This window comes from Rhizobacter sp. (assembly GCF_046595475.1).
In the GTDB taxonomy this organism is placed as follows: Bacteria; Pseudomonadota; Gammaproteobacteria; order Burkholderiales; family Burkholderiaceae_C; genus Rhizobacter.
In genome coordinates this window covers 1-12,454 of record NZ_JBKJOQ010000023.1, presented here as the reverse complement: position 1 = coordinate 12,454, position 12,454 = coordinate 1, and the positions used below count along the sequence as shown (strand labels likewise).

9 protein-coding genes are annotated in these 12,454 nt (G+C 66.2%); 5 read left to right on the top strand and 4 right to left on the bottom strand.

What is annotated here, in order from left to right; genetic code table 11:
* Window positions 1–31: 31 nt before the first annotated feature.
* From AC30QB_RS04350 to AC30QB_RS04340, 3 genes are read right to left on the bottom strand one after another with little or no spacing between them, the layout of a single operon-like run.
* On the bottom strand, window positions 32–2,359 hold the full coding sequence (locus AC30QB_RS04350) for a penicillin-binding protein 1A (RefSeq protein ID WP_489544963.1): 2,328 nt from the start codon (window positions 2,357–2,359) through the stop codon (window positions 32–34).
* 58 nt (window positions 2,360–2,417) lie between these two features.
* A complete protein-coding gene (locus AC30QB_RS04345; RefSeq protein WP_296689059.1) occupies window positions 2,418–2,633 on the bottom strand; it encodes a 2-hydroxymuconate tautomerase family protein in 216 nt (71 codons plus the stop codon).
* A gap of 20 nt (window positions 2,634–2,653) precedes the next feature.
* Window positions 2,654–3,649, bottom strand: coding sequence for a nitronate monooxygenase (locus tag AC30QB_RS04340; protein WP_489544962.1), 996 nt, complete (start codon window positions 3,647–3,649; stop codon window positions 2,654–2,656).
* Window positions 3,650–3,735: 86 nt separating this feature from the next.
* On the opposite strand from AC30QB_RS04340, the gene AC30QB_RS04335 reads away from it, so the two are divergent.
* Window positions 3,736–4,701: a LysR family transcriptional regulator gene (locus tag AC30QB_RS04335; protein WP_489544961.1), complete on the top strand. Its 966-nt coding sequence runs from the start codon at window positions 3,736–3,738 to the stop codon at window positions 4,699–4,701.
* Here AC30QB_RS04335 and mltA read toward each other — a convergent pair.
* Window positions 4,619–6,301 carry a murein transglycosylase A gene (gene mltA, locus AC30QB_RS04330; protein WP_489544960.1) on the bottom strand — a complete coding sequence of 561 codons (1,683 nt, stop codon included), beginning with the start codon at window positions 6,299–6,301 and terminating at the stop codon, window positions 4,619–4,621. The genes AC30QB_RS04335 and mltA overlap by 83 nt on opposite strands.
* 173 nt (window positions 6,302–6,474) lie before the next feature.
* Here mltA and tssJ point away from each other — a divergent pair, with 173 nt between their 5' ends.
* The 4 genes from tssJ to tssM form a co-directional block, all read left to right on the top strand.
* Window positions 6,475–6,975, top strand: coding sequence for a type VI secretion system lipoprotein TssJ (gene tssJ, locus AC30QB_RS04325; RefSeq protein ID WP_489544959.1), 501 nt, complete (start codon window positions 6,475–6,477; stop codon window positions 6,973–6,975).
* Window positions 6,976–7,018: 43 nt separating this feature from the next.
* Window positions 7,019–8,365 carry a type VI secretion system baseplate subunit TssK gene (gene tssK / locus AC30QB_RS04320; RefSeq protein ID WP_489544958.1) on the top strand — a complete coding sequence of 449 codons (1,347 nt, stop codon included), beginning with the start codon at window positions 7,019–7,021 and terminating at the stop codon, window positions 8,363–8,365.
* A 199-nt stretch (window positions 8,366–8,564) separates the two neighbouring features.
* Window positions 8,565–9,884 carry a DotU family type VI secretion system protein gene (locus AC30QB_RS04315; RefSeq protein ID WP_489544957.1) on the top strand — a complete coding sequence of 440 codons (1,320 nt, stop codon included), beginning with the start codon at window positions 8,565–8,567 and terminating at the stop codon, window positions 9,882–9,884.
* Window positions 9,881–12,454, top strand: a 2,574-nt coding sequence (tssM, locus tag AC30QB_RS04310) for a type VI secretion system membrane subunit TssM (protein WP_489544956.1), incomplete at its 3' end; no start/stop codon positions are given. The genes AC30QB_RS04315 and tssM, both read left to right, overlap by 4 nt.

The following is a 12,454-nucleotide window of genomic DNA, read 5'->3' as shown; positions in this document are numbered from 1 at the left end:
CTTTTTTTGTGTTGCCAATGTGGGTCGATATTCAGCGCAAGGGTGACGACGCGGTGCTGCCTTGTTCGAGGTGGCGCAACACGCGGTCAAGCTCTTCGGCGCTCATGGGCGGCGGGTCGTCGTCTGTCACATCAGGGGCGACCTCCAGGCGCACGAGGGTCGCGCCAGATGGTTCGCCATCGGGCGCCGACCAGCTGGCCATCACCGGGCGCGGTTGGCGCGGTGCCGCAAAGCGAGCCGCGGGGTCGATCAGCCCGCCCTGGAGCGAGGCCCGAAAAAAGTCGCCGACCAGCAAAACCGCGTTGTGCCCACCCTGGCCCCAGTAGTTGCTGCGCATGGTCACGCGTGAATCATTGAAGCCCACCCAGGCGCCGGCCACCAGCTGCGGGTGCATCAGGATGAACCAGCCGTCGGTGTTGTTCTGCGTGGTGCCGGTTTTGCCGGCGATGTCGGCGACGATGCCAAAACGTGTCTTGACCATGGTGCCGGTGCCTTGCGAAACCACACCACGCATCATGTCCATCAGCTCCACCGCCGAGGCGGCCGACATGGCGCGCCGAGTGGGCGAGCCAAATTCCGCGAGCACGCGGCCATGGCGGTCGCGGATGCGTTTCACGAGCAACGGCTTGTGGTGCTGGCCTTCGTTGGCGATGGTGGCGTAGGCGTTGGTCATCTCCAGCAGCGTCACCGGGCTGGTGCCCAGCGCGAGTGAGGGCACCGGGTCGAGCTTGCTTTGGTCCACACCCGCCGCCTTGGCCAAGGCCACCACCCGCGTGACACCCACGTCTCGCATCACCTGGGCGGTGATGGTGTTCTTGGAATACACCAAACCATCGCGCAGGCTCATGGTGTTGCCGCTCGGGCCCGACATGTCGGTGGGTCGCCAGACGGCGTTGGTGCCATGGCGTATGGCAACCGCCTGGTCGATGTAGGCGTGCTCCGGGCGCAGGCCGCTCTCTAGCGCGGCGCCATAGACAAAGGGCTTGAAGGTCGAGCCCGGCTGGCGCTCGGCCTGGGCCACGTGGTCGTATTGGTCGAGGTTGAAGTCTCGGCTACCCACCCAGGCCTTGACTTCGCCGGTGCTCGGGTCCATGGCCACGAAGCCGGCTTCGAGCCTCGTTTTCTGCGTCTTCAGGCCTGCCACCCAGGCGGTGTCGGCCATCAGGGTTTGCAAAGCCTGCGCCTCGGTGGCGCCCCCTTCGACGGCCTTGCGAAAGGCCGGTGTGTCGCGCACGGTGGCAGCCAACAAATCGCTGTGCTGTTTCCAGAAGTGGGCGAAGGGCTGCGCCTTGCCGAGGCGCTGGGCATAACTGTCCAGGCCACCGAATGTGGCGGCCAGGCTGGGCGAACTCCACTCGACCTCGGCCACCCGCTGCAGCGATTCGGCCTGCTTTTGCACCGCCTGCTCGGCGGCACGCTGCAGCCGTGTGTCGAGCGTGGTCTCGATCACCAGCCCGTCGGCGTAAAGGTCTTGTTCGTGGGTTTCGGCCCACTCCACCAACCACTTGCGGGCATGGGCGGCAAAGTGCGGCGCGCTGCCGAGGTTTTCAGCCTGGCGGGTCAGCGTCACTTGCACCGGCTGGTCGACGAGTTTTCGGTATTCGGCCTCGGGCAAGCTGCGCTGCTTGAGCATCTGGGTCAGCACCAGGTTGCGGCGCTTGAGCGCACGCTCGGGGAACAGCACCGGGTTGTAGTAATGCGGGCCCTTCAGCATGCCCACCAGCGTGGCGCTCTCCAGGGCCGACAGCTCCGCGGCCGGCTTGTCCCAGTAGGTGCGGGCTGCCATCTCGATGCCCACCGCGTTGTAGAGAAACGGTGCGGTGTTGAGGTAGATCGTGAGGATCTGATCCTTGCTGTAGTGCCGTTCGATGCGCAGCGCGGTGACCAGCTCTTTTGCCTTGCGGTGCAGCGAGCGGCTGCGCCCGATCTCTTCAGGAAACAGGTTGCGCGCCAGTTGCTGGGTGAGGGTTGAGCCGCCTTGCAGGCTGCCGGTGGCGGTGTGGAACATGGCAGCGGCCGTTCGCCGAAAGTCGACCCCGTGGTGATCGCGAAAACGCCGGTCTTCGGTGGCGATCAGTGCATTCACAACGTGAGGCGATATCTCGGCCAGTGTCACGTGTTGTTGCTGGGCGCGGCCAAACGTGGTGAGCACCGCGCCGTCGGCCGACATCAGAACCGAGGGGCGTGCCGCTTCGGCTTCACGCAAGTCGGCGGCATCTGGCGAGGCCTGCAGCAGCACCACCAGGTAAACCAGGGCCGCCAGCAACAGCAATGCGCTGCCCATCAACGAGAAGCGCAAGGCCAGTCGGCGGCGCTCGGGCCACGGGGATTGGAAAGGGTCGTCGGGTTGGGAGTACATCACCCCATGGTGCGCATGGGCAAGCAAAACGGCTGTAGGACAGCCGCTCTGCCTGCGGTCAGCCGGGCCCGCTTTTCGCCAGGCGCCGCAGTTCGGTGACTGGCTTGCCGCCAATGCCCCAGTTGTCGGTGTCCACTTCGTCAATGATCACGAAGGTGGTGGCCGGGTTTTTGTTGAGCACCTTCACCAGCAGCTCGGTCACGCCGGCGATCAGCTCGGCCTTTTGTGCCGCAGTGGCACCTTCGCGTGTGATTTGTATGTTCACGAATGGCATGGTTTCTTTTTCCTTCTCTTTCATGTGATGAGTGAATGCGCCTGGCGCAGCCGCGCCACGGCGTCGCCGATCAGGCGTGGCATCAGCTCGGCCACGCGGGGCAGGTCGTGGACCAGGCCGGCGGCCTCGCCCGCGATCACGGCGGCGATGTCGAAGTTACCCGCTGCGCGGGCAGCCGCATAACGTTCCGCCACCGCGGCCTGTTCGCGCAGCAGCTCCAGCTCGTGCCCGCTCCAGCGGCGCAGGTGCTCGTTTTGCAGGCAGCGGCCGGTGTAGGGCGCGGGCCAGTCCTTGCGGCGCGACACGTCGAACACGATGCTGCGCTGGCTGTCGTCGCCGCTGGCGGCCACGATGCGCGCTTTGGCGGCGGCAAAGCCTGCGGCCTCTTCAGTGGCGTAAAACCGTGTGCCCAGCGCCACGCCCGCTGCGCCCAGCGACAGCGCTGCGGCGATGCCCCGTCCATCGGCAATGCCACCGGCCGCCACCACCGGCACCCGCGGGCCGGCCAAGTCGACCAGGGCGGGCACCAGCGCCATGCTGCCGCGGCTCACACCGTGGCCACCGGCTTCTGCGCCTTGTGCCACCAGCACGTCGGCGCCCTGATCGAGCGCTTCACGGGCCATGGCTTCGGTCTGCACCTGGCACACCAAGAGCGCGCCACTGGCCTTGATGCGTGCGGCAAACGGGGCCACATCACCGAACGACAACCACACGGCGCTGGGTTGTGCGGCGAGTGCGATGTCGAGCAGTTGCGGCTGCTGCGCCAGGCTCCAGGTGATGAAGCCGATGCCGAAGCGCCCCGGCGCGCCTGCGAGCAAGGCCAGTTCTCGGCGCAGCCAGGTTTCGTCGCCATAACCCGCGCCGAGAAAGCCGTAGCCGCCGGCTTCGGTGACGGCGCGCACGAGGCGCGCGTCGGCCACCAGATCCATGGCGGCCAGCACGACGGGGTGGCGCACGCCCAGCAGGCGGGTGAGCGGGGTGCTCAAGCGGGGAGAAGAGGGGAGTGGTGTGTCCATGCCGCCAAAGGTAGTCGTTGTTGAGCATCTTTAAAAACGAATTGTTATGATTTCTCCGTTCTTGAATCAAGATACCGGGAGTCACCATGGACCCAACTGCATTGGCCACCTTCGCCGCCGTCGCCCGCCGAGGCTCGGTGAGCGCGGCGGCGCAGGAGCTGCACACGGTGCAGTCCAACGTCACCACCCGCTTGAAGCAGCTGGAGGCCGAGCTGGGTGTGAGCCTCTTCTTGCGCCACAGCCGTGGCATGGCGCTCACTGATGCGGGCTCGCGCTTGCTCGGCTATGCGCAGCGGCTGACCGACTTGTCGATGGAGGCTCTGTCGGCCGTGCGTGACGACGGCCTGGTGCGCGGCAGCCTGCGCATTGGCTCGATGGAAACCACCGCCGCCGTGCGCCTGCCGGTGGTGCTGGGGCGGTTTCACCGGGCCCACCCCGACGTGCAGCTGGAGGTGCGCACCGGGCCCACCTCCGAGCTGCTGGAGCACGTGTTGGCGCACCGGCTCGACACCGCTTTGGTCGCAGGGCCGGTCGATCACCCCGACCTGCTGGCCGAGCCGGTGTTTCGCGAAGAGCTGGTGCTGGTGGCCGCGAATGATGCCGGCGAGCTTGAAGCGCAGCTGCGTGAAGGGGGCCTCACCGTCATCGTGTTCCGCCAGGGTTGCTCGTACCGGCAGCGGCTGGAGGCGCACTTCGCGGCCAGCGGCTGGCTGCCATTTCGTCGGTTGGAGTTCGGCACGCTGGAGGGCATCTTGGGCTGCGTGGGGGCTGGCGTCGGTGTGAGCGTGTTGCCGCGCAGCGCGGTCGAGGCGTATCGGGGGCGCGACGACCTGCGGGTGCGCGCGCTCGGCCCGAAGCCGCTGTGGGTGGAAACCTTGTTGGTGCGCCGCCGCGATGCCCACCTGGGCGCGGCGCTGCGCTCGTTTGGTGATGTGCTCAGGCAGGGCGAGGCAAGCGTCGCCTCAGCGCTCAGTCTGCCTCGGAGCAAAACTCGCCGTCAGGCACCAGGCAAGAGTTCTGCGTCTCGCCGCCCAGCGACACGCCGCGCGTGACCAGCTTGCTGGTGGCCAGCCGGCTGGCTTCGGCGGTCGGCAGCAGCACCCACATCTGGCCCCTGTGGCGGGTGGCGCGTGCCATCTGGCCAGCCTCGTTGCCGAAACCCCAGAAGTAGTCGGCGCGCACCGCACCACGAATGGCGCCGCCGGTGTCTTGCGCAAACACCAGGCGCTGCATCGAGATGTTGGAGCCCGCAGGCGCCGGCGCGCTGAGGAAGACGGGATAGCCGAGCGGCGTGACACGCGGGTCGACGGCCACCGAGCGGCCGGGGGTCAGCGGCACACCCAGCGCACCTTGCGGGCCTTCGGTCGACGGGCGCTCGGGCACGGTCTTGAAGAACACATAGCTCGGGTCGGACGAGAGCCTGCCGGCCACCGCCGACTTGGGGCTCGGGGACGCCGCCGACGGCGGCTTGGCTGGCGCGGCGGTTGCCGGGGCAGGCTTGCGCACGCCCTTGAGCAACTCGTCGACCAGCGGGTCGTTGCCGGCGGGCTTGGCTGCAGGCGCACGTTGCGCAACCGTCACGCCGCGGGTCAGCACGGGGGCATCGGCGTCTGCGGGTGCATCACCCTCGATCTCGAACTCATCGGCCTTGTCGGCGCTGCTGCCACCACCAAGGCCGCCGCCGATGCCACGTGTGGCCACCACGACTTTGGCCTTGGGCGTGACACGCAGCGGCTTGAACGGGTGGCCGTTTTGTTCGGCGTATTGCAGCCGCAGGATTTGCCCGTCAGGCATGCGCACCCGGCCCGAGCCTTGCACCTGCATGGCGTACAGCGCCAACGGGTCGTTGACCCAGGTCACCACCGGCGCGTTGATGCCTTGTGGCAGGCCGAGTGCTTCGAGTTCGGCGCGGGTGTAGTAGGGGTCGACACGGGCGGCGGCGCTACCGGGGGCACCGACCAGGCGCAGGCGCAGGCGGCGGTCACGGTCGTCAAGCACAAAGCGGCGCAGGTCGAGCGGGTAACTGGCGGCATCTCCCGCCTGCGCCAGCAGCAGCAGGCTGCCTTCGGGTTTGACGCGCACCACCGAGCGGCGCTGCGCCGCGGGTACACGCGACCAGTCGATGGTGTAGAGGTCGCGCGGCACACCCATCACCGGGGTGTTGAATTCACCGTCACGCTGCGCCTGGCCTTCGAGCAGCGGCTCGAAGTAGCCGGTGACGTCGCCATCACCGCGCGAGTCGGTGTGCAAGATGCGCAGCAGCGTGAAGCGGCTCTCGAAGAAGCTGCGCATGGCGCGGCTGTTGGGCGGCACGGTTTTCGCGGCGGCGCAGATCTCGCGCCAGTCTTCGCGCTTTTGAAGCACGTCGCACGAGTTGCGGAAGGCGCTCCAGCTGGCCCGCATGTCGTCTTGTTGCCAGCCCGGCAGCTCGTCGTACGAGGTGAGCTTGAACATGGCGTTGCGCGTGCGCACCTCGCTTGGCAACTTGGGGCCGGTCTTGGTGGGTGGCGTGTTCGAGAGCTTCTTGTCAGAGGCCGTGGCTGCGGCCACAGAAGGCTCGGCAGGTTTGCTCGGGGCGGCTGCTTGTTTGGAAGCGCAGCCGACCAAGCCCGTCGCGGCAAGGGCAAACACCAAGCAGGTCAGCTGTTTCATGCAACAAGCGTAGGCCTGCCGGGCGAGGGTTCCAACTGACCTTCGTCAACCATGTGATGGAGACGCGGTGGGCCGGATTACCTTAGTCACGCTGCGTGCCCAGGTGTCACCGGTATTCTGCGAACGGCATCAGACCGTGCCTGTCGCCCCCGTGGCGTTGAACGAAAACACCCATGCATCTGAACCCAAGCTCGTCTCATTCTCCCCGCCGCCTGTTGCTCGCGGCGGCCTTGTTGGCCGGTGTCTCACTGTCGAGTTGCGCCATGTTTGGCGGCGGCAAGACATCGCTCGATGCCAAGGTCGTGGCCTCGGCCGAGGTCAACCCCGATGCCCGCAAACGGCCGTCGCCCGTGGTGGTGCGTGTGTTCGAGTTGAAAGCACCGACGCTGTTTGAGCAGGCCGACTTTGTGTCGCTGTTCGAAAAAGACCAGGCGGTGCTCGGCGCCGAGATGGTCAGCCGCGAAGAGTTTGTATTGCGCCCGGGCGAAACCAAGCCGCTCGCCAAGCCGCTGTCGCCTGACACCAAGTTCATCGGCGTCATGGTCGCCTTCCGTGAGCTGGAGCGTGCCCGCTGGCGGGTTGTGGTGCCGGTGGCCGCGGGCAAGAAAAACGTGATCGCCATCGACCTCGCCGACATCACGGTGCAGGCCAAGCGCACCTCGCCCAAGCCTTGACGCAACGGCCCCCGTTCATCACCTCCACTCCAAGCACAACAACATGAGCTGGCGCGCCAAAGTCGTGTGGTCTTCGGGCATGTTTTTGCAGCCCCATCATTTTCAGCAAGAAACCCGCTACCTGGAGCGGCTGGTTGATGCGCGGGCCCGCAGCATCTCGCCGTTTGCCTGGGGCTTCACCGAGCTGGAGCTCGACGAAGGCCTGCTTGCCTTGGGCAAGCTGGGCATCTCGCGGGCGAGCGGCCTGCTGCCTGACGGCACGCCCTTCAGCATGCCCCAGCTTGACCCGCTGCCCGCACCGATAGAGGTGCCAGCCGATGTGAAGGGCGAGATCATTTACCTCGCCTTGCCGCTGCAGCGCGAAGGCCTGAACGAGGTTGACTTCGCGGGTGTCAACAAAGCCGGTGACGCAGGCGATCTGGCCCGCTACGGCGCGATCGAAGAAGACGTGCGCGACAACACCGATGCGTCTGACGAGCCCACCACCATCCAGACCGGCCGCCTGCGCCTGCGCCTGGTGCGCGCCAAGGAGGCGAGCGAAGCGTATGCCCTGCTCGGCGTGGCCTTGGTGGCCGAGCGCCGCAGCGACGGGCAGGTGACGCTCGAGCGCAGCTACATCGCGCCGCAGGTGGCCATTGAGGCCACCGCGCAGCTCTCGGCCAGCGCATCGTTGCTGCACGGCTTGATCTTGCAGCGCGCCCAGGCCTTGGCCGGGCGCATGGGGCAACTGAGCCATGGCGTGTCGGAGCTGGCCGACTTCTTGATGCTGCAAACGCTCAACCGCAACGAGCCTGTTTTCAGCCAGCACGCCGCCACACCCAACGCCCACCCGCGCGAGCTGCACGGCGACTGCCTGCGCCTGGCCGGTGACCTGGCCACACTCTCCACCAGCGCGCGCCGCCCGCCCGAGTTTCCGCCCTACCGCCACGACGACCTGGCCCGCACCTTCACGCCGGTGTTCGACTCGCTGCGCGGCATGCTCACCTCGGTGCTGGAGCAAAACGCCGTTCAGCTCGACCTCGTCAACCGCAACCACGGTGTGCGCACGGCGGTGGTCACCGACATGGAGCTGGCGCGCACCGGCACCTTTGTGCTGGCCGTCAATGCGCAAGTGCCAGGTGAGCAGCTGCGCCAGCGCTTCCCGGCGCAAACGAAGATCGGCCCGCCCGAGAAGCTGCGCGACCTCGTCAACCTGCAGCTGCCCGGCATCGGCCTGCGCTCCTTGCCGGTGGCGCCACGCCAGCTGCCCTTCCATGCCGGCTACTTTTACTTCGAGCTCGACCGCGGGGGTGAGCTGTGGAAACCGATTGAACAGAACGGCAACGTGGCCATGCACATCTCGGGCGATTTCCCGGGGTTGGAGCTGGAGTTGTGGGCTATTCGGAAGTAGCGAAAGGCCGTGCTGACTCGACCGCATTTTTGGACGCAAAGGGCGCGAAGAAAGACGCGAAGAACGCAAAGAGAGCGAAGAGACCCAGCGGGAAAGAGCAAAGCTTTGAATTCCTTCGCGACCTTTGCGTCTTTCTTCGCGCCCTTTGCGTCCAAAAGAAAGCCTCGAAGTCCGCTGCAAAAACATTGAGCACCCAGCGATGAGCACTTCAAACCCAGACGACCCGTTTGCCGACATCGACACCGGTCGCACTTTCATCATGCCCACGCCGGGCGGGCGCGCTGCCGCTGCCGCGCCGATGGCCGCCTCGCGCATGGGCCAGGCCGCAGGCGCTGACGTGGCCGCCGACATCGGCCCGAGCGACAGTGGCCTGAACCCGCTGGTGGCGCTGGCCAACCCCTTGCTCGCGCTGGTGCCACAGATTCGTGCCACCACGCATTTGCCCGACCCGGCTGCGCTGCGCGAATCCATCGCCCAAGGCGTGCGCGAGTTCGAAGCCGCCGCGCGTGCCAAGGGCATGGCGCCCGAGCGTGTGCTGGCCGCACGCTACATCTTGTGCACCTTGCTCGACGAGGTGGCTGCCACCATGCCCTGGGGTGCTTCGGGGCAATGGGGCCGGCACAGCCTGCTGGCGATGTTTCACAACGAAACCGGCGGCGGCGAAAAAGTTTTCCAGCTGATGGCCAAGCTGGCCGAAAACCCTGCGGCCAATCGCGACCTGCTCGAACTCATCTACGCCGTGTTGTGCCTCGATTTCCAAGGCCGCTACCGTGTGGTCGATGGTGGCAAGGCGCAGCTCGAAGCTGTGCGAGAGCGGCTTGCGCAAATATTGCAAAAAGAGCGCGGCGCCTACGCACCGGCACTGGCTCAAAACTGGGCCGGCGAAAAACCGTCCAAGCGGTCGATGTTGACCTGGCTGCCGCTGTGGGTCACGGCCGCCATCGTCGCGCTGTTGCTGGTGGCCATCTACAGCTTCTTGGCGTTCAAGCTGAGTGGCGACTCCGACCCGGTGTTCGGCCGCATCCAAGAGCTGCGGCTGGCACCACCATCGCCCCCCGTCAAGCAGCCTGCGGCCAAGCCGCGCCTCGCGCAGTTCCTGGTGGCCGACATCAAGGCCGAGCAGGTAGCGGTGCGTGATGAGGTTGACCGCAGCGTCATCATCATCCGCGGTGATGGTTTGTTCGCACCGGCCAGCGCCTCGCTCACCGCCGAGCGTGAGGCGCTGATGAAGCGCATTGCCGAAGCGCTGAAGCAGGTGCCGGGCGGCATCGCCGTCACCGGCCACACCGACAACGTGCGCATTCGCACCGCGAGCTTCCCGTCCAACTGGCATTTGTCTGAAGAGCGAGCCAAGACCGTGCGTGAAATTCTCGTCAGCAATGGCCTGCCCGCTGAGCGTGTGCGTGCCGAAGGCCGCGCCGATGGCGAGCCCGTGGCCACCAACGACACCCCTGCCAACCGGGCGCTGAATCGGCGCGTGGAGATCACCTTGTTTGTCACACGCGGAGCCGGGTCATGATCAAGAAGATCCTCGGCATCATCTTCCACCCCTGGGTGCTGCTGGCCCTCGGCCTGCTGGCCCTGTCGCTGGTGATCTGGATCGTCGGCCCGCTGGTGGCCGTTGGCAACTGGCGCCCGCTGGATGGCGTGACAGCGCGGCTGGTGTTCATCGGCCTGATCGTGTTGTTGATCGTGTTGCGCAACGTCTGGAAGCTTTTCGCCTCACGCAAGAAAAACGACAAGGTGGTCAACCAGCTGCTGGCCCCCGCCGCTGCGGCCGACCCGAGCGACGGCGAGATCAAGACGCTCAACGAGCGTTTTTCGAAGGCTCTGGAAACGCTCAAGACAGCGCAGTTCGAGCAGCCCAAGACAGGCATCTCCGCCCTGTGGAGCGGCTTGTCGTCGCGCGTGGGCAAACGGTATCTCTACGAGCTGCCCTGGTACGTGATCATTGGTGCGCCGGGTTCGGGCAAGACCACCGCGCTCGTCAACTCGGGTCTCAACTTCCCGCTGGCCGGGGCGTCGGGCGAGCACGCCGTCAAGGGTGTGGGTGGCACGCGCAATTGCGATTGGTGGTTCACCGACCAGGCGGTGTTGATCGACACCGCCGGCCGTTACACCACACAAGACAGCCACAAGAGCACCGACGCCAAGGCCTGGGAGGGCTTCCTGGGCCTGCTCAAGCGCAGCCGACCGCGCCAGCCGCTCAACGGTGTGCTGGTCACCGTGTCGGTCACCGACCTCCTCACACAAACCGCTGCCGAGCGCAACCTGCACGCCGCCACCGTGCGCCAGCGTTTGCAAGAGCTGCACCAGCACCTGGGCATGCGCTTCCCGATCTACCTGCTGGTCACCAAGTGCGACCTGCTGGCCGGTTTCATGGAGACGCTCGGTGACGCCGACAAAGACACGCGCGCGGCACCCTGGGGGTTTACCTTCAAGCTCGACAAACAGCAGCACACCGACCTGAGTGTCTTCGGCGCCGAATTCGACGCCCTCGAAAAGCGCCTTACCGACGGCTTGGTCGGCAAGCTGCAAATGGAGCGCGACCCCGGTCGCCGTGCGCGCATCTACGGCTTCCCGCAGCAGTTCGAGGCGCTGCGCAGTTTGCTGAAAGACCACCTGGAGCAGGTGTTCTCACCTTCGCAGTTCGAAGCCCACCCGCTGTTGCGGGGTGTGTACTTTGTGAGTGGCACACAAGAAGGCACGCCGATCGACCGCATGCTGGGCCGCATTGCACGCACCTACAAGTTGGAGCGCACAGTGGTGCCGCCCAACCTGAGCAGCGGCAAGAGCTACTTTCTCTCGCGCTTGCTCAAAGAAGTGGTGTTCGCCGAAAGCGGCCTCGCTGGCACCGACGCCAAGTGGGAACGCCGCCGCGGCATGTTTGCGCTGGGTGCGTATGTGCTTGTCGGCGTGCTGGCCGTGAGCACCCTGGCCGCCTGGGGCGTGAGCTACGTGGGCAACCAGCGTTACGTCGACAAAGTGGGCACGGCCGCCGAAGAAGTGAAAAAGCTGGTGCAAGCCACGCCCAACCGCAACTCGCCCGACGTGCTGGTGCTGCTGCCCGCGCTCGAAGCCACTCGCGACCTGGCGCGCGCCGGTATCGGCGAGTCGGTGCCGCTGTCGCTGGGTTTCGGGCTCTATCAGGGTAAGAAGCTCGACGCGGCCTCGAAGCAGGCCTACCGCCGCATGCTCATCGACGCGGTGTTGCCGCGCATCGCGCTCGGCATTGAAGAGCAACTGAAGAACGGCAACGACAACCCCGAGCTGCAGTACGAGGCCCTGAAGGCCTACGTGATGTTGTACGACCCGGAACGCTTCGATCCCGCCGCTCTCAAGCTCTACGTGACGGCCGATTGGGAAAACTCGCTGCCGCGCTCGGTCACCACCGAGCAGCGGGCCGCGCTGGAGTCGCACCTCGATGCGTTGCTGTCCGAAGGCGCGGTGGTGTCACCCCTGCCGGAAGACAAGACCCTGGTCGCGCAGACACGCACCCGCTTGGTGGCCACGCCGCTCACCGAGCGCATCTTCCGCCGCCTGAAGCGCCAGGGTGTGGGCGCCGAGTTCCCCGAGTTCACTGTGGCCCGTGCCGCGGGCCCGGGCGCGGCGCTGGTGTTCACACGCGGCAGCGGCGAGCCGCTGACCAAGGGGGTGCCGGGGCTCTTCACCCACGAGGGTTATCACAAGGGCTTCCAGCGCGAAATTGAGCGTGTGGCCGGCCAGTTGGCTGATGAAGAGAGTTGGGTGCTGGGGGTCAACGACAGCAAACGCCAGAACGCGCTGAAAGATTTGGACATCAAGCTCCAGCTCAACGATGAAGTGCGCCGCCTGTTCCTGAGCGAATACGCCAAGGTGTGGGAAGACTTCATCGCCGACATCAAGATGGTGAAAACCGCCAACCTGGCGCAGGCGGTGCAGATGGCGCGTGTGCTGTCGGCGCCCGACAACCCGCTGGTGCCGCTGCTGAAAGCCATGTCGCGCGAGACCACCTTGCGCAGCAACAAAGACGTGGTGGGCCAAGTCGAGACCAAGGCCCGCGATGCGTTGCAACGTTCGCGTGAAGAGCTGTCACGCCTGCTGGGCAAC

What these genes read in the sequence shown, in the direction of transcription:
- mltA (WP_489544960.1), bottom strand. Translation starts at nt 6,301, where the DNA reads ATGAAACAGCTGACCTGCTTGGTGTTTGCCCTTGCCGCGACGGGCTTG.
- AC30QB_RS04350 (WP_489544963.1), bottom strand. Translation starts at nt 2,359, where the DNA reads ATGTACTCCCAACCCGACGACCCTTTCCAATCCCCGTGGCCCGAGCGC.
- AC30QB_RS04340 (WP_489544962.1), bottom strand. Translation starts at nt 3,649, where the DNA reads ATGGACACACCACTCCCCTCTTCTCCCCGCTTGAGCACCCCGCTCACC.
- tssK (WP_489544958.1), top strand. Translation starts at nt 7,019, where the DNA reads ATGAGCTGGCGCGCCAAAGTCGTGTGGTCTTCGGGCATGTTTTTGCAG.
- AC30QB_RS04315 (WP_489544957.1), top strand. Translation starts at nt 8,565, where the DNA reads ATGAGCACTTCAAACCCAGACGACCCGTTTGCCGACATCGACACCGGT.
- tssJ (WP_489544959.1), top strand. Translation starts at nt 6,475, where the DNA reads ATGCATCTGAACCCAAGCTCGTCTCATTCTCCCCGCCGCCTGTTGCTC.
- AC30QB_RS04345 (WP_296689059.1), bottom strand. Translation starts at nt 2,633, where the DNA reads ATGCCATTCGTGAACATACAAATCACACGCGAAGGTGCCACTGCGGCA.
- AC30QB_RS04335 (WP_489544961.1), top strand. Translation starts at nt 3,736, where the DNA reads ATGGACCCAACTGCATTGGCCACCTTCGCCGCCGTCGCCCGCCGAGGC.